At 71.7% G+C, this 16,232-nt stretch carries 12 protein-coding genes; 7 read left to right on the forward strand and 5 right to left on the reverse strand.

The window, feature by feature from the left end:
- Positions 1–170 precede the first annotated feature (170 nt).
- Positions 171–647 carry an SRPBCC domain-containing protein gene (locus ACFCZ1_RS34115; protein ID WP_376682161.1) on the reverse strand — a complete coding sequence of 159 codons (477 nt, stop codon included), beginning with the start codon at positions 645–647 and terminating at the stop codon, positions 171–173.
- Positions 648–692: 45 nt separating this feature from the next.
- Entirely contained in the window at positions 693–1,034 is a 342-nt protein-coding gene (locus ACFCZ1_RS34120; protein ID WP_376682162.1) for a YciI family protein, read from the reverse strand.
- 213 nt (positions 1,035–1,247) lie between these two features.
- On the opposite strand from ACFCZ1_RS34120, the gene ACFCZ1_RS34125 reads away from it, so the two are divergent.
- Entirely contained in the window at positions 1,248–2,000 is a 753-nt protein-coding gene (locus ACFCZ1_RS34125; protein WP_376682163.1) for an SDR family NAD(P)-dependent oxidoreductase, read from the forward strand.
- 94 nt (positions 2,001–2,094) lie between these two features.
- Positions 2,095–3,258 carry an acyl-CoA dehydrogenase family protein gene (locus ACFCZ1_RS34130; protein WP_376682164.1) on the forward strand — a complete coding sequence of 388 codons (1,164 nt, stop codon included), beginning with the start codon at positions 2,095–2,097 and terminating at the stop codon, positions 3,256–3,258.
- Positions 3,259–3,355: 97 nt separating this feature from the next.
- Here the strand turns inward: ACFCZ1_RS34130 and ACFCZ1_RS34135 are convergent, their stop codons facing one another.
- Positions 3,356–5,035 (reverse strand): AMP-binding protein, encoded by a 1,680-nt coding sequence (locus tag ACFCZ1_RS34135; protein ID WP_376682165.1) that lies wholly within the window; start codon positions 5,033–5,035, stop codon positions 3,356–3,358.
- A gap of 217 nt (positions 5,036–5,252) precedes the next feature.
- On the opposite strand from ACFCZ1_RS34135, the gene ACFCZ1_RS34140 reads away from it, so the two are divergent.
- Entirely contained in the window at positions 5,253–6,125 is an 873-nt protein-coding gene (locus ACFCZ1_RS34140) for an LLM class F420-dependent oxidoreductase (RefSeq protein WP_376682166.1), read from the forward strand.
- An 84-nt stretch (positions 6,126–6,209) separates the two neighbouring features.
- Here ACFCZ1_RS34140 and ACFCZ1_RS34145 read toward each other — a convergent pair whose 3' ends face one another.
- A complete protein-coding gene (locus ACFCZ1_RS34145) occupies positions 6,210–7,730 on the reverse strand; it encodes an FAD-binding protein (protein ID WP_376682167.1) in 1,521 nt (506 codons plus the stop codon).
- A gap of 316 nt (positions 7,731–8,046) precedes the next feature.
- Between ACFCZ1_RS34145 and asnB the strand changes: the two genes are divergently transcribed.
- Genes asnB through ACFCZ1_RS34165 form a run of 4 tightly spaced genes read left to right on the forward strand, consistent with a single transcriptional unit; the run spans position 8,047 to position 14,649 of the window.
- Positions 8,047–9,906 (forward strand): asparagine synthase (glutamine-hydrolyzing), encoded by a 1,860-nt coding sequence (asnB, locus tag ACFCZ1_RS34150; protein ID WP_376682168.1) that lies wholly within the window; start codon positions 8,047–8,049, stop codon positions 9,904–9,906.
- A 14-nt stretch (positions 9,907–9,920) separates the two neighbouring features.
- Positions 9,921–11,762: an amino acid adenylation domain-containing protein gene (locus ACFCZ1_RS34155; protein WP_376682169.1), complete on the forward strand. Its 1,842-nt coding sequence runs from the start codon at positions 9,921–9,923 to the stop codon at positions 11,760–11,762.
- A gap of 8 nt (positions 11,763–11,770) precedes the next feature.
- On the forward strand, positions 11,771–13,912 hold the full coding sequence (locus ACFCZ1_RS34160; protein WP_376682170.1) for a condensation domain-containing protein: 2,142 nt from the start codon (positions 11,771–11,773) through the stop codon (positions 13,910–13,912).
- A complete protein-coding gene (locus ACFCZ1_RS34165) occupies positions 13,909–14,649 on the forward strand; it encodes an aspartate/glutamate racemase family protein (protein WP_376682171.1) in 741 nt (246 codons plus the stop codon). The genes ACFCZ1_RS34160 and ACFCZ1_RS34165 overlap by 4 nt, the downstream gene beginning before the upstream one ends.
- 106 nt (positions 14,650–14,755) lie before the next feature.
- Here the strand turns inward: ACFCZ1_RS34165 and ACFCZ1_RS34170 are convergent, their stop codons facing one another.
- Positions 14,756–16,099, reverse strand: a complete 1,344-nt coding sequence (locus ACFCZ1_RS34170; RefSeq protein WP_376682172.1) for an extracellular solute-binding protein — start codon at positions 16,097–16,099, stop codon at positions 14,756–14,758.
- Positions 16,100–16,232 lie beyond the last annotated feature (133 nt).

Raw genomic sequence — 16,232 nt, forward strand, 5'->3', positions numbered from 1 at the left:
GGACCAGCTTCGGGGTGGTGGTTCACCGCGGCATCTCTCGGATTGCGGTGTTGGCCCGGGGTGGCCGGGAACCGATGCCGGGTCCGCGGCCGGGCCGGAGGGGAACATGCCGACGGGGGCGGTAAGGGCTCTCCCCAGGCCCTTTCCGCCCCCGTCGTACCGGCTTGCGCTCAGGCGTTCGCCAGGTACGCGCCGAGCGAGTCGAAGAAGCTGTTCCAGCCGCCCTTGACCTCCTCGGCCTTCGCGTCGTCGAACTGGCCCGCCTGGTGGAACGTCAGCTGCGTGCCGCCGTCCTGGTCGGCGAAGGTGACGGTGGTCAGCTCCTCCGCCTCACCGCGCGCCGCCCGCTCGGCGATGTTCTCGTCGTTCGGGTCGACCAGCGTGAACACCAGCCGCTCGTTCTCCTCCACCTCGCGGTAGACGCCGGTGAACGGGAACTCGCCGATGCCCTCGGCGGCCATGGTGGCCTGCCAGGAGCCGCCGACCCGGACGTCCAGGGCCACGGTCGACGGATCGGTGGTGAACCCGACCGGACCCCACCACTGGGCGAAGCGCTCGGGGTCGGTCCACGCCTGGTAGACCGAGGTGCGCGGCGCGTCGAGGGTGCGGGTGACGGTGAGCTCGTTCAGCTGCGTCGTATCAGTCAAGGTGCTGATGCCTTTCGGGCGGTGCGTGGAGAAGGGGGTGGGGGATCAGCCGGCGGGCGCGTCGAACAGCGGGCGGACCTCGACGCCGCCGTCGTGCACCGGAACGACCTTCGCGACCTCGAGGGCGTGCTCGATGTCACGGGCCTCGAGCACGAAGGTGCCCCCGAGGGACTGCTTGGCCTCGGCGAACGGGCCGTCGAAGACCTCTCCGCCGCGGATCGCCTTGGCGGTGCCGGCCGGCTGCAGGGCGAGACCGTTGAGGATCTTGCCGCCGAGCTCCTCGACCTTGCCGGGGAAGGCTTCGTGGGCGGCGAGCAGCTCCTTGGGAGCGTTCTCCCAGCCGCCGGGGATCTCGGCCTCGTAGATGAAGACCGCGAACTGAGCCATGGTGGTTCTCCTCTGGTGTCCTGTCCGCCGCTGTGGTGTGCGGCGACCGTGTTCGTCCGACACCAGAATTTCTCTTCGGACCCCTGAACCACATCTTCCAGATTGCTGCTTCGGAGGAGATTTCGGCCATCTCACCGCACAGGTGGCCGATCACGCGGAGCACATCGCAATCCGGGAGATGCGCGGGCCGGTGGCACCCACGACCCTGACCGCATGACTGACTTCGAGAACAAGACCGTCCTGGTCACCGGTGGCGGCAGCGGCATCGGGCTGGCCACCGCCAGGCGCCTCCTGGAAGAGGGCGCCAACGTCGTCCTCGTGGGCCGCGACGCCGACCGCCTCGCCACCGCGGCGAAGGACCTCGACGCCGGCGAGCGCGTCCTGACCGTGGCCGCCGACGTGGCGCGCCCCGACGACCTCGACACCGTCATCGACCAGGTGCGCGAGCGCTTCGGCAGCCTGCACGGCGTCTTCGCCAACGCCGGCATCGGCCTCAACGCCCGCACCGCGGACGTCACCGAGGCGGACTTCGACCAGGTGGTCGGCACCAACTTCAAGGGTTCGTTCTTCACCGTGCAGAAGGCCCTGCCGCTGCTGGAGGAGGGCTCCTCGATCGTCCTGAACGCCTCGTGGCTGGTCCACCGCGGCATGGGCGCGGGCTCCGTGTACGCGGCGAGCAAGGCCGCCGTGCTCAACCTGCCGCGCACCCTGGCGCCGGACCTCGCCGAGTTCGGCATCCGGGTCAACGCCGTGACGCCGGGTCACATCCGCACCGAGATGTTCGACATGGTCGCTCCGGTCGAGCCGGTGCGCGAGTTCTTCCGCGGCCAGGTGGCCCTCGGCACGCTCGGCACCCCGAACGACATCGCCGAGACCGTCCTGTTCCTGCTGTCCCCCAAGGCCGCGTACATCACCGGCCAGGAGTTCGTCGTCGACGGCGGCCTCACCGGTTCCGTCCCCGCCTGACCGGTCGGCGTACCGACCGCCCCAAAAACCGCCCCAAAGACCGCCCCAAAGACCGACGCACCGACCGACGCAAAGACCGTTCCAAGGAGAACAAGTGATCGACTTCCGGCTCGGCGAAGAACACGAGGTCCTGCGCAAGAGCGTCGAGGAATTCGCACGCACCGAGGTCGCGCCGGTCATCGGCGAGCTCTACAAGCGGGATGAGTTCCCGTACGAGCTCGTCGCCGGGATGGGCCGGATGGGCCTGTTCGGCCTGCCCTTCGACACGGAGTTCGGCGGCACGGGGGGCGACTTCCTGGGACTGTGCCTGGCGCTGGAGGAACTCGGCCGGGTCGACACGTCGGTCGCGATCACCCTGTCCGCGGGCGTGTCGCTGGGGGCCATGCCGATCCACCGCTTCGGAACGCGGGAGCAGAAGGAACGCTGGATGCCCCGGCTGTGCGCCGGTGAGGCACTCAGCGCGTTCGGACTGACCGAGCCCGGCGGCGGTACCGACGTCTCGGGGCTCACCACCACGGCGGTGCTCGACGGCGACGAGTGGGTGATCAACGGCGCCAAGTCGTTCATCACCAACTCCGGTACGGACATCACGCGACTGGTCACCGTGACCGCGGTGACGGGGGTGCGCCCGGACGGCCGCCAGGAGGCCTCGACCATCGTGGTGCCCTCGGGGACACCGGGTTTCGAGGTCGCACCGAAGTACTCCAAGGCGGGCTGGAACGCCTCGGACACCCGCGGGCTCACCTTCACCGACTGCCGGGTGCCGGCCGGGAACCTGCTCGGGGAGCGGGGCCGCGGCATCGCCCAGTTCCTGTCCGTCCTGGACGAGAGCCGGATCGCCATCTCGGCGGTGGGTACGGGTGTGGCCCAGGGCTGTGTGGACGAGAGCGTGCGCTACGCCCGCGAGCGCACGGCCTTCGGCCGGACCATCGGCGCGAACCAGGCGATCCAGTTCAAGATCGCCGACATGGAGGTGCGGGCCCGGTCGGCCCGTCTCGCCTACTACCAGGCGGCGTCGAAGATGCTCCGGGGGGAGCCCTTCGCCCAGGAGGCCTCGGTCGCCAAGCTCGTCTCCTCCGCCGCCGCGATGGACAACGCCCGCGACGCCACGCAGATCTTCGGAGGCTACGGCGCGCTGAACGACTACCCGGTGGCCCGCTTCTACCGCGACGCCAAGGTGCTGGAGATCGGGGAGGGCACGAGCGAGGTCCAGCGGATGCTGATCGCGCGCGGCCTGGGGGTCCAGGCGGCCGCCTGAGTCCCGGGGATGTGGGTGCGGCCCGTACGCCTGGCGTACGGGCCGCGCCCACATCCCCGCGCCCACATGACCGCCCGGGCCGGGGCCCGGCGGCGGATCAGCGTGCCAGGGCGGGCTCCAGGCTGCCGCGCTCCAGCAGGGCCACGGCCCGCTCGCGCAGTTCGACCTTGCGGACCTTGCCGCTCGCGGTCATCGGGAACGCGTCGACGGCGCACACGTAGCGCGGGATCTTGTAGTGCGCCAGCTTGCCGGTGCAGAAGGCGCGCAGGGACCGGGCGGTGAGCTCCTCGGCTCCCTCCCTCATCCTCACCCAGGCCATCAGCTCCTCGCCGTAGTACTCGTCCGGGACCCCGATGACCTGGGCGTCCAGGATGTCCGGGTGGGTGTACAGGAACTCCTCGATCTCGCGCGGGTAGAGGTTCTCCCCGCCCCGGATGACCATGTCCTTGATCCGGCCGGTGATGCTCACGTAGCCCTCGTCGTCCATGACCGCGAGGTCCCCCGTGTGCATCCACCCCGCCCGGTCGATGGCCTCCGCGGTCTTCTCGGGCTGGTTCCAGTACCCGCTCATCACGGAGTAGCCGCGGGTGCAGAACTCGCCCTGCCGGCCGCGCGGCACGGTCAGTCCGGTGTCCGGGTCCACGATCTTGATCTCCAGGTGGGGGCCCACCCTGCCGACGGTGGACACCCGGCGCTCCAGCGAGTCGTCACGGCGGGTCTGGCAGGCGACCGGGGACGTCTCGGTCATCCCGTAGCAGATGGTCACCTGCGCCATGTTCATCTGCTCGACGACCTGGGTCATCACCTCGACGGGACAGGGCGAGCCGGACATGATGCCGGTGCGCAGCGAGGACAGGTCGAACGAGGCGAAGTCCGGGTGGTTCAGCTCGGCGATGAACATCGTCGGCACGCCGTACAGCGACGTGCAGCGCTCCGCCTCGACGGCTTCCAGGGCGGCCCGGGCGTCGAAGACGGGGGAGGGGATCACCACGCACGCACCGTGGCTGGTCGCCGCGATGGTGCCCATCGCCATCCCGAAGCAGTGGTAGAAGGGCACGGGCAGACAGACGCGGTCGGCCTCGGTGTAGTCGAGCAGCTCGCCGGTGAAGAAGCCGTTGTTGAGGATGTTGTGGTGCGAGAGCACCGCGCCCTTGGGGAACCCGGTCGTGCCGGAGGTGTACTGGATGTTGATCGGGTCGTCCGGTCCGAGTACGGCCGCGGCCTCGGCGAGGCGCCGGGCGCCGTCGGCGTCCTTGGGGGCCCGCAGGGCCAGCCAGCTCTCGCCGCCGATCAGGACCGTGTGCTCCAGGGCGGGGCAGCGGGGCGCGACCTCGGCGATCATGCTCTCGTAGTCGGAGCTGCGGAACCGGCTCGCGGCCACCAGGACGCGGACCCCGGCCTGGCCCAGGACGTACTCCAGCTCGTGCGTGCGGTAGGCGGGGTTGATGTTGACGAGGATCGCCCCGATCTTGGCCGCGGCGTACTGGGTCAGCACCCATTCGGCGCAGTTGGGGGACCACAGGCCGACCCGGTCGCCCTTGGTGATGCCGAGGTCCAGCAGCCCGACGGCCAGGGCGTCGACCTCGGCTCCGAGTTCCGCGTACGTCCAGCGGCGGCCCGTGGGCCGGTCGACGAGCGCGTCCCGGTCCGGATGCGAGGCGACGGAGCGGTCGAAGTTCGCGCCGATCGTCTCTCCGAGCAGCGGGACGGGGTGGGCGCCCGACGCGTAGCTGGGCCTCGTGCGCGCCGGGGGTCCGCCGGGTCCGCGTGTCACCATTGCCGGTCCTCCACTCGTGATGGTCGATCCGAACAGCTTTCGGTGCGGAATTCGGGGACGCATCTCATGGATTGCCGTTTCCGCACCCGTTTCGGGCGCTCCGGGTCCGAAACGGGCACGATCGAAGAATGGGTGGCGCCGGGTCTGGCCTATTCTTCGAATGCGCTTCGGGTGCACCTCAATACCGTGTCAGAGAGCAGCTGTTGGGAGACCTGCCATGAAAATCGGCCTGGCCGTAGCGGATTTCGCCTGGGAAGGCGGAGCACCGCGCATGGCGGACACTCTCGCGTCCCTGTCCCGCTCCGCCGACGACGCCGGTTTCGACGTCATCGGTGTCGCCGACCACGTCTGGCAGGGCCCGCACATGGGCGGCCCCGAGCAGCCCATGCTGGAGTGCTTCACGACGCTGGCCACCATCGCCGCCCACACCCGGCGCATCCGGGTGATGCCGATGGTCGCCGGCGTCCACTTCCGCTCCCCCGGCCTGCTGGCCAAGTCGGTGACCACCCTCAACGTGCTCTCCGGCGGGCGCGCCGACCTCGGTATCGGCGCGGGCTGGTACGAGGAGGAGGCGCTCGGTCTCGGCATCCCGTTCCCGCCGCTGGCGGAGCGCTTCGAGCGGCTGGAGGAGACGGTGCGGATCTGCCGCAGCATGTGGGAGGGGGAGCGCGGCGACGAGAAGCCCTTCGACGGCGTCCACCACCGCCTGGAGCGCGCACTGAACGTGCCGCAGAACCTCACCACGCCGAAGATCATGATCGGTGGCGGCGGCGAGAAGAAGACCCTGCGTCTGGTCGCCCGCCACGCGGATGCCTGCAACCTCTACCCGGGCCCGGACCTCACCGCCAAGCTCGACGTCCTGCGCCGTCACTGCGAGAGCGAGGGCACGGACTACGAGGCCATCGAGAAGACCTGCATCATGCCGTTCGCGGCGGGCGACGAGGCCTCGGCCGACGAGCTGGCCGGGGTCCTGCGCGGGATCGGCGGGCTCGGCGTCCAGCGGGTCATCGGCATCCTGGAGGGCGCCGACCAGCAGCGCCAGGTCGAGGTGATCGGCGAGCGGGTGCTGTCCGCCGTGGCGGACGCGTAGCGTCCGGGCCCCGGCCGCCGGAACGAAAGGTGCCCGGCCCCCGCCGTGAGCGGGGGCCGGGCACCTTTTCGGCGTGCGGGGCGCTCAGCCGGGCAGCCGGACCGACAGCTTGTGGCGGAACACGTCACCGGGGTCGTAGGCCTTCTTGACCCGCTGCAGACGCGGGTAGTTGTCCTTGTAGTAGAGCGTGTGCCAGGGCACGCCCGAGGTGTTCCACTCGGGATCGGCCAGGTCGCTGTCCGCGTAGTTGATGTACGAGCCGTCGTTGGCCTCGTTCGGCACGGGCACGCCGCCGGTGGCCGCGTAGACGTCGCGGTACATCTCCCGCAGCTGCCGGATGTTGGCCTCGTCGGCTCCCTCGTCGCCCCACACCGACATGAAGGCGGCCTTGAGGACCGAGTCGCGCTGGGCCGCCGCGGTGGCGTCCGGGGCGGCGGTGTTCACCCGGCCGCCGTACCCGATGAGGATCAGCTGTGCCGGGCTGGCGTCGCCGGTGGTCAGGTGCCGGTACAGGGTCGCCGTCTGCTCCGGGGAGTAGCCCTTGCGCAGATAGGCCGCCTTGATCTTGATCCGGCGTGTGAAGGGGTCGCCCGGGTCGCCCCAGTTCGGGTACGACGAGAAGTAGAGCCAGGGGTTGACCTGCTGCTGCTGGAACAGTGGCGGAACCTCGACACCGGCCGACACCTCCTCGAAGAACGTGGTCATCAGCTTCTCGGCGTCGGGCACGTCGTCGTCGATGTGCGCGCCCACCGTCAGGCCGAAGCCGGAGCGGTGCGTCCCGTGGAAGTAGCCGGCCAGCGGCGCGTACGGCGAGTCGGCGCCGCTGTTGCGCTCGAACCAGGACCCGAAGTTGCTCTGGAGCCTGGTGAACGCCTCCTGCGTCATGCTCTCCCAGGACCAGACGACCATGCCGCTGCGCCAGCGGGAGGGGGCCTTGGGCAGCAGGGCGGCCGGGTCGGCCTCGTCCGGGGCGGCGTCGGGCGAGCGCATCCAGTAGCGCGTCACCACGCCGAAGGTGCCCCCGCCGCCGCCGGTGTGCGCCCACCACAGGTCGTGGTGGGGGTCGCCGGGCTCGCGGGTGGCCATGACGGCGCGCGCGGCGCCGTCCTCGCCGACGACCACGACCTCCACGGCGTACAGGTAGTCCACGACGGCGCCGAGGCTGCGCGAGAGGGGGCCGTAGCCGCCGCCCACGATGTGTCCGCCGACACCCACCTCGGGGCACTCGCCGCCGGGAATGGTGACGCCCCAGCCCTTGAACAGGGTCCGGTAGACGTGGCCGAGCGTGGCGCCCGCCTCGATGGAGAAGGCCCTGCGCTCGCCGTCGTAGCGCACGGCGGTCATCTCGGACATGTCGAGCAGGACCTCGACGCCGTGGGCGGTGAAGTCCTCGAAGCCGTGCCCGCCGCTGCGTACGGAGATCCGCTTGCCGGCCGCCACGGCGTCCGTCACCGCCGCCACCACCTGGTCCGTCGTGGTCACGACGCGCACGTAGTCGGGGCTGGCCGGGAACCGGTGGTTGGTGCCGCGCAGCATGCTGGGGTAGCGCGGGTCGTCGGCGGTGATCGTGGCAGGTCCAAATGCCGGGGTGCCCGTATCCGTCACGTCGTTCCTCCATCGGGGCAGGCGGGGCCGGCCCCGCGGGCATGCCCGGCCCGCGTAGGTACTGGGGGGCCGTGACCAGCCTGTAGGAGCGCGGGCGCCGTTGTCTTCTCCGGCCGTGCTGTTCACGTGCCCGGAGGTTTTTCTCCCAGATTGCTGAGGCTGTTCCGGGAGCCCGGATTCTCTTGTGAGTGCGCCGATTCCTCCGGTAGTTGTTGTAAGGACCCCCTGTTTCGCCGGACAGACCCGGCCGGGTTTCAGTCCGCTCTCCCGTCCCCGTCCGAGTCGTTCGGCGTATCTGTTGGAGGAGGATCCGGCAATGTGCGGGATCGCTGGGTCCATGGCCCTCCGAAATGGCGTTACCGTCGATCAGTCGGTCCTCACGCGAATGACCGCGACCCTGCACCACCGCGGTCCGGATTCCGACGGTGCTTTCCTCACGGACGGTCTCGGGCTGGGCTTTCGCCGTCTGAGCATCAACGACCTCGGCGGTGGCAGCCAGCCGATGTCGAACGAGGACGACAGCGTCGTCATGGTGTGCAACGGCGAGATCTTCAACCACCGTGAGCTGCGCGCCGAGCTCATCGCCAAGGGACACCGTTTCCGCACCGAGTGCGACGTCGAGGTCCTGGTCCACCTCTACGAGGAGGAGGGCACCGGCCTGCTCCGGCGCCTCAACGGCCAGTTCGCCTTCGCGATCTACGACAAGACCTTGCGGCGGCTGTTCCTCGCCCGCGACCACGTCGGCATCCTGCCGCTGCACTACGCGCGCACCGCGGACCACTTCGTCTTCGGGTCGGAGGCCAAGGCGGTGCTGGAGCACCCGGGGGTCGGCCGCGAGGTGGACCTGACCGGGCTCGACCAGGTGCTCACGTTCCCCGGGCTGGTGAGCCCCCGGACCATGTTCCGGGGCGTCAGCGCCCTGCGCGGGGGCCACTACCTGCTCGTCCAGGACGGCTCCGTGCAGGAGTTCCCGTACTGGGACCTCACCTACCCGCGCGCCGGCGAGCTGGCCGTCGAGCCCGACGGGTACTACGCCGAAGCCCTGCGCGAGCTGCTCACCGAGGCGGTGAGGCGCCGCCTGCGAGCCGACGTGCCCGTGGGCTTCTACCTCAGCGGCGGCCTGGACTCCTCGCTGATCGCGGCGATCGTGGCCGAACTCGCGCCGCCCACCGACTCGTTCTCGATCACCTTCCCGGAAGCGGCCATCGACGAGTCCGGCTATCAGCGCCTCATGGCGCAGAAGGTGTCCTCCCGCCACCACGAGCGGGAGTTCTCCACCACGGACATCACCGAGGGCCTGCGGCGGATGGTGCTGCACGCCGAGACCCCGGTGAAGGAGACGTACAACACCTGCTCCATGGTGCTGGCGCAGCTGGCCCGGGAGAGCGGGACGAGCGTGATCCTCACGGGCGAGGGCGCGGACGAGCTGTTCGGCGGCTACGTCGGCTACCGCTTCGACCGGCTGGGCCGGGGCGGCGGCCGGGGCGGCGGCCTCGGCGAGGCCCTGGAGGACGACGTCCGCAGGCAGCTGTGGGGCGACTCCGGGATCTTCTACGAACGGCGCTACCACGCGTGGCGCGAGGCCAAGCTCGGCCTGTACTCCGCCGGTGTGCGCGAGGCCTTCCACGAGAGCGACTGCCTGCGCTTCCCGCCGGTCGACCCGGCGAGCCTGGCCGGCCGGGATCCGCTGGACCAGCGTTCCTACCTCGACTTCCGCATGCGGCTCTCGGACCACCTGCTGTCCGACCACGGCGACCGGATGGCCATGGCCCATTCCGTGGAGGCCCGCTACCCGTTCCTGGACCGGGAGGTCGTGGAGTTCGCGACCCGGGTCCCCGCGCACCTGAAGGTGAACCCCCTCGGCGAGAAGTACGTGGTGCGCCAAGCGGCGCAGGGCCTGGTTCCCCCGGAGATCATCGACCGGGAGAAGTTCGGCTTCCGGGCGCCGGGCAGCCCCGCGCTGCTGCGCGCCGACATCGAGTGGATCAACGACATGCTCTCGCCCGCGCGGATCCGGCGCCAGGGGTACTTCGATCCCGGCGCCGTGGAGCGGCTGAGGACCCGGTACATGGCGGACGGGTTCGAGATCCACCCGCACTACGGCGACGACCTGCTGCTCGTCGTCCTGACGTTCGGCATCCTCCTGGACACCTTCTCGCTGGCCAACCACGGATGAGACAAGGAAGCAAGATGACCTTCGAACCGATCCACGAGCTGGTGGGAAGGGCGATCGAGCGGTTCCCGGACCGGGTGGCCGTCGAGTCGCCACAGGGCCGCCTCACCTACCGCGAGCTGGACGAGCGGGCCGCGCGCATCGCCGACGCGCTCCGCTCCGCGGGTGCGGGCGCCGGGGCCTTCGTACCCGTGCTGGCCCGGGACTGCCGCGAGCTGATCGCCTCCGTGCTCGGGATCCTGCGCATCGGCGGCGTCGTCGTGCCCCTGGACCTGTCGGCGCCGCCCGCCCGGCTGCGGCTCATCGTCGCCGACGTGGCCCCCGGGTGGGCCGTGCTCGGCTCCTCACCCGACGCGGTGGCCGCGCAGGTGCTCGCGGACGCCGCTCCGGACGCGCGCACCGTCACCGCCGACACCCGGGCGTCCGGACCCGTGCCCCGCGTGAGTCCGCACCGGGCCGGCGCCGACGACCCCTGCTACGTCTTCTACACCTCCGGCACCACGGGCCGTCCCAAGGGCATCGTGGGCCGGCTGGGCTCGGTGACGCACTACATCGAGTGGGAGACCGAGCTGCTCGGCGTCACCCCGGACTGGCGGGTCGGCAATCTCGTCTCCCCCGCCTTCGACGCCGTGATGCGGGACCTGTTCGTGCCGCTGAGCACCGGCGGCACCTTCGTCGTACCGCCGGCGGACACCCTGCTCGACCCGGCGGCACTGGCCCGCTGGATCGACGAGGCGCGCATCGACCTGGTGCACTGCGTCCCGTCCCTGTTCCGCGGGCTGGCGGACGCGGCGCTCGCGGCCGACCTCACCCTGTCCCGCCTGCGGTGCGTCGCGCTGTCCGGCGAGCGGCTCGCGCCCGCCGACGCCGGGCGCTGGTTCGGCAGGTACGGCGACCGGATCCGGCTGCTCAACCTGTACGGGCCGTCGGAGACGACGATGACCAAGACCTTCCACTTCGTCACCCGGCGGGACGCCGAACGCGTCTCCGTGCCCGTCGGACGGCCGATGCCGGACACCGAGCTGCTGCTCCTGGACGAGCGGGGACGGCCCGTCGAGCCCGGCACCGTCGGTGAGGTCTACCTGCGGACTCCCCACCGCTCGCTGGGCTACCTGGGCCTGCCCGAGGAGACCGCCCGGGTCTTCGTACCGAACCCGCTCACCGGTGACGCGGACGACATCGTCTACCGCACCGGGGACTTCGGGCGGCTGCTGGAGGACGGCGCGCTGGAGTTCCTCGGCCGCAAGGACCACCAGGTCAAGATCGGCGGCGTCCGGATCGAGCTCACCGCCGTCGAGAGCCTCCTGCGCACCCACCCGGCGGTCGCCGAGGCGGCCGTCAGCGTGGTGGACGAGGACGGTGCCACGTACCTGGGCGCGCATCTCGAACTCGCCGCGGACGCCGCGGACACCGACCCCGACGTGCTGTACACCGCCCTGCGCGACCACCTCCGGCAGCAGTTGCCCGACAGCGCGGTGCCGGCGGTCTTCGTTCCGGTGGCCGCGCTGCCCCGCACCATCAGCGGGAAGATCGACCGCGGCTCGCTGCCCGTGCCGGTGCGGCGCGCCGTCACCGACGTCCGCGGCGGCGAGCCGCGGACCCCGACCGAGCGGACGCTGGCCGAGCTGTGGCTGGGCATCCTGCCGGTGGGCCGGGTGGGCCTGGAGGACGGCTTCTTCGACTCGGGCGGCACCTCGCTCCTCGTGGTCGAGCTGCTGTCCCGGGTCAACCGCACCTTCGGTGTCACGGTCGCGCTGCGCGACTTCCTTCAGTCGCCCACGATCACGACGCTCGCCGAAGCCGTCGAACGCGAATTCCTGGCCGCCGACGCACCGCTCGACGACCTCCTCGCCATCTAGGGACCCCGATGACCACGCAACTCGCCCCGCAGCCTGCCGCCGTTTCCGCCGTGGCGCAGTCGCGGTCCTGTGACCGCTGCGGGATCAGCAGCCGCTACCCCGGCATCACCTTCGACGCGTCGGGGGTCTGTGACCTGTGCGCGATGTACGAGGCGAAGGGGCAGGACATCCTGTCGTACTTCGCTGACGTGGACGCCTTCGTACGGCTGGTGCGCGCCCGCGCCGAGGAGCGCGGGTCGCGCTACGACTGCCTGCTGCTCTACAGCGGTGGCAAGGACAGCTCGTACGTGCTGTACCGGCTGATCGAACTCGGCCTGCGCGTGCGTACGTTCACCTTCGACAACGGGTTCATCTCCAAGACGGCCCTGCGCAACGTCGAGGCGATCACCTCCGAGCTCGGCATCGAGCACGTCACCGCCACCCACGCCGATCAGAACAAGGTCTTCCTGCAGAGCCTCCAGCAGCACAAGAGCGTGTGCAACGGCTGCTTCCGCTCGCTGCTGGACCTCAGTACCCAGCACGCCCACGACCTGGGGATCCCCACCATCGTCACCGGTCTCTCGCGCGGCCAGATCATGGACGAGCGGCTGAGCTGGTTCCACAACCAGGGCATCTTCGACCCGGCGGAGATCGAGCCCAGGCTCAAGGCCGGCCGCAGCGCGTACCACCAGTCCGGCGGCGCCATCGGCGCCGAGGCGGTCGACTCCGTCGAGGTCGTCGACTACTACCGGTACTCCGACGTCACCAAGGACGGCATCCGCGCCCTGCTGAAGTCCCGTTCGGACTTGTGGTCCCAGCCCGGGGACACCGGCTTCTGCAGCTCGAACTGCATGATCAACGACGCGGGCGTGCTCGTGCACACCCGTGAGCGCGGCTTCCACAACTACGAGGCGCCCACCCGCTGGGAGGTCCGCCTGGGACACCTGGCGCGGACCGAGGCGGACGAGGAGCTGCGCGAGCCCGCCGCGACCCCGCGGGTGAAGAAGATGCTGCTCCAGATCGGCTACCCGCTGCCCGAGGCGGGCGTCCCGGTCACCCCGGCCGAGACGGCCGGGGCGGAGCGCACCTCGGTGGCCCCGCTCGCCCCGGCGGTGCGGGAGGCCGCGCTGACGCCCGCCCAGCACGAGGTGCTCGCAGGCGCGGGCACGTCCGGGCCGGCCCTGCAGGGCCGGGCGCTGCTGCTGGAGGCCGCGAACGGCGCCGACTCCGGCAGGGTCCGGCGGGCGGCCCTCCAGCTGCTGCTGCACCACGAGGCGCTGCGGCTGCGGTTCACGCACGAGGGGGGCGCGTGGCGCCAGTACGACGCGGGCGTCGCGGGCGCTCTGCCCGTGCTGCGCCTGGACCTCTCGGCCGGGGATCCCGCGCGGGAGCCGGAGGCGCTGCGCACCGCCGTGGAACGGCTGCGCTCGCGGCTGGACCTCACCGAGGGACCGCTCCTGCAGATCGCCCTGGTCGACCGCGGGTCCCGGCCCGCCCGGCTGCTGCTGGTGGTCCACGACCTGCTGGCCGACACCGCCTCCTGGCGGGTGCTGCTGCGCGACCTGTGCACGCTGTGGGCCGCGCCGGACGGCCGGGCGCAGCTCCCGGCCGCCGGCGCGTTCCTGGAGCGTGCCGCTGCCGCCACCGGTGGGCCGGCGCCCGCCGTGCCCGGCCCCGCGGCCGCGGGGCATCCCGCCGGCACGGCGCAGGAGGCTCCGGTGCGGATCCGGGTGAGGTGCGGCGCTGCGGCCTCCGCGGCCGACGTGGCCCGGGCGCTGTCGCAGACGCTCGTCTCCCTCGGTGACGAACCGGCGGTCGACGTGGTCGACCACACCGCCGGCAACGGGCACGACGGCATCGGCCGCTGGTCCCGGGCCCGGACCGCGGCGTCCGCCGCGAAGGCCCTGATCCGCTACGAACACTTCGGTGACCTCTCCGGGCTGCTGCCCGCGGGCGCCCCCCTGGCCGTCGTCGAGGCGGACGAGGTCGACTTCACCGTGCTGCCCGCGACCGGCCGGGACACCGTGACCGTCAACGGTGTCGTGCGGGAGGGCACCCTGTATCTGGACTGGTGGTGCAGCCCCTCGCGGCGCGGCCGGCTGCTGGCCGCCGCGCTGCCGGAACGCGTGGCCCGCCGGCTGGCGGGACCCGCGGAGCCCGGGACGCGATGACCGCCCCGGCAGGAACCCTTGGCGTGCTGGGCGGCATGGGCCCCGCGGCGACGGCGGAGTTCCTGCGTCTGCTTGCCGCGCGCGTCCCCGGGACGACCGATCAGGAGCATCCGCGGATCATGATGCTCTCCGAGCCGTCGATCCCCGACCGCAGCACCGCCCTGCTCGACGGCAGCGACGCACCCCTCCCCGGCATCCTGGAGGGTCTCACGACACTGGCGGGCTGGGGAGCGGACCTGCTGGCCGTGCCGTGCAACACCGCGCACGTCTACATCGACCGCATCAGGGACCGGCTGCCGGTGCCGCTCGTCCACATCGTGGATGCGACCCTGCAGGCGGCCATGCTGCTGAGCCCGCAGGGCGGCTGGCTGACGGCGACCTCCGGGACCGTGGCCAGCGGCCTGTACCAGGGGCGGGCGGCGGAGCTGGGCTACCGGCTGATCGTTCCGGCGCCCGGGATGCAGGAGCTGATCCAGGAGACCGCCGTCCTGGTGAAGGCCGGACACACGGAGCAGGCCGGCCGGGTGTTCGCGTCGGTGGTGCGCAGTCTGTGGCGGCGCGAGCGGCTGCCGGTCATCACGGCCTGCACCGAGCTGCCGCTGGCCTACGAGAGCGCGGGCCTGCCGGAGGGGATGAACGTCTCCAGCCTCGGCGCGCTGGCCTCGGCCTGCGCGCACGAGCTCTACGTGACACCGCTCCTGCGTGCCGGGGCGGATCCGGTACTCGCGTCCGTCTGACCCGCGGCGCACGACCGGCGTGCGACCGGCGTGCGACGGCCCGGCCGGGACCCCCTGCGTCTGCGACCGGGCCGTCTGCTCGTGGCGCACGCGCCCGTGCTCCGCGTCAGATGCGCACCGTGAGGCAGTCGGGCGTCAGCGGGCCGGTGCCCTGCGCGTAGGCGTTGTAGTCGTCGAGCAGCGTCTGGGCCCGCTCCTGCGCGCGCGCGAACCGCGCGCGCGGCTCGGCGCCGGCCAGGACGTCCTGCACGGCTTCCATCATCACGATCTGGATGGCGTGGAAGCCGCCCAGCACCGCTCCGTGCGCCTCCGGCGGTCCGCTGCGCAGTTCGAGCTGCTCGCCGGTCGCCCGGTGGTGGGGGTGCTGGTCGAACCAGCCCTCCTCCTCCAGCAGCGCGATCACGCCGTACGTCGCGGGGGCCGAGCCGCTCGCCTTGTGCCATGCGGCGGCGGCGCGGGGGCTGTTCAGGTACTGCATGAACGCGAGCGCACCGTCGCGGACCGCCTCGTCGAGGCCGTCGGTGAGCCAGAGGGAGTCGCCGCCGATCCAGTTGCCCGCGCAGGGCATGGCTCCGTTGCGGGGCAGGACGCCCACCTCGAGGTCGAAGCCGGCCGCCTCGGCGGCCCGCACCATGTAGTTGGCGTCGAAGGACGAGCTGAAGCGCAGCGCGACCTTCTGGTCCACCAGCGCCTTGAAGGTGCCCGCCCAGTCCTCCGGTACGCCGGTGTCCAGGTAGTGCCCCTCGTCGTGCAGGCTCCGCCACCAGTCCACGTAGTCGGCGAGTGCGGCGGACTGCAGGTCGAGCTTCGCGGCCCGGCCGTAGCGGCCGTTGCCCGCGTCGGCGAGGAGGGCTCCCTGCTGGGCGAGGGCGTGCTGGATGAACTTGCCGTCCACCGGCCAGGCGATGCCGTGGCCGGGACCGTCCTCCAGACGGGCCACGGCCTCGCAGGCGGCCGTGGTCTCCTGCCATGTCCGGGGCAGGGCGTCGACTCCGGCCCGTCGCAGGACGGTGGTGTTGGCGTAGAGCAGCATCGTCGAGAGGGTCAGCGGCACCGTCGCGAAGTCGCCGTCGACCGTGTAGTACTCGCGCACGCCCGGCAGGAAGTCGTCGAGGACCACGCGCTCGCCGAGGATCTCGGAGCGGCCGGCGACGGCCTTCTCCACGGAGACGAACAGCGGCGATCCGTCCTGGGCGCGGGCGTCCCGGGCCAGCTGCGAGGCGCCGGCGTAGTACGTGGCGATGGCCGGGGCCGCGCCCCTGGCCGCCGCTTCGGCGACGGCCTCGGGGAGCCGCTCGTAGGAGTGGCCGCGGATGTCGATCCGGTATCCGGGGTGGGCCTTCTCGAACTCCCTCGCGCGTTCCCGGATCGGCTCCAGGAAGTCGGGGAACGGGAACTCGGAGAGCCAGGCCTCGATGACGACGACTTCGTCCGGGGCGCCGGGGTTCATGGATCCTCCAGTAGGGGCGGGTGGTGGTGCGGGCGGAGCTGCTCTCGCAGCTGCCGCCAGGGCGTGTCGTGAAGGTCCCGCCCGGCCGGCGGCGCTGCCCCGGCTACCGCCGGGAGGGGCGGGGGCACTGCGC

The sequence above is a fragment of the Streptomyces sp. NPDC056224 genome (assembly GCF_042267665.1).
Classification (GTDB): domain Bacteria; phylum Actinomycetota; class Actinomycetes; order Streptomycetales; family Streptomycetaceae; genus Streptomyces.

Excerpts from the sequence above, each read along its gene's own strand:
- ACFCZ1_RS34125 (WP_376682163.1), top strand. The coding sequence starts at position 1,248 with ATGACTGACTTCGAGAACAAGACCGTCCTGGTCACCGGTGGCGGCAGC.
- ACFCZ1_RS34140 (WP_376682166.1), top strand. The coding sequence starts at position 5,253 with ATGAAAATCGGCCTGGCCGTAGCGGATTTCGCCTGGGAAGGCGGAGCA.
- ACFCZ1_RS34170 (WP_376682172.1), bottom strand. The coding sequence starts at position 16,099 with ATGAACCCCGGCGCCCCGGACGAAGTCGTCGTCATCGAGGCCTGGCTC.
- ACFCZ1_RS34155 (WP_376682169.1), top strand. The coding sequence starts at position 9,921 with ATGACCTTCGAACCGATCCACGAGCTGGTGGGAAGGGCGATCGAGCGG.
- ACFCZ1_RS34165 (WP_376682171.1), top strand. The coding sequence starts at position 13,909 with ATGACCGCCCCGGCAGGAACCCTTGGCGTGCTGGGCGGCATGGGCCCC.
- ACFCZ1_RS34135 (WP_376682165.1), bottom strand. The coding sequence starts at position 5,035 with ATGGTGACACGCGGACCCGGCGGACCCCCGGCGCGCACGAGGCCCAGC.
- ACFCZ1_RS34120 (WP_376682162.1), bottom strand. The coding sequence starts at position 1,034 with ATGGCTCAGTTCGCGGTCTTCATCTACGAGGCCGAGATCCCCGGCGGC.
- asnB (WP_376682168.1), top strand. The coding sequence starts at position 8,047 with ATGTGCGGGATCGCTGGGTCCATGGCCCTCCGAAATGGCGTTACCGTC.
- ACFCZ1_RS34160 (WP_376682170.1), top strand. The coding sequence starts at position 11,771 with ATGACCACGCAACTCGCCCCGCAGCCTGCCGCCGTTTCCGCCGTGGCG.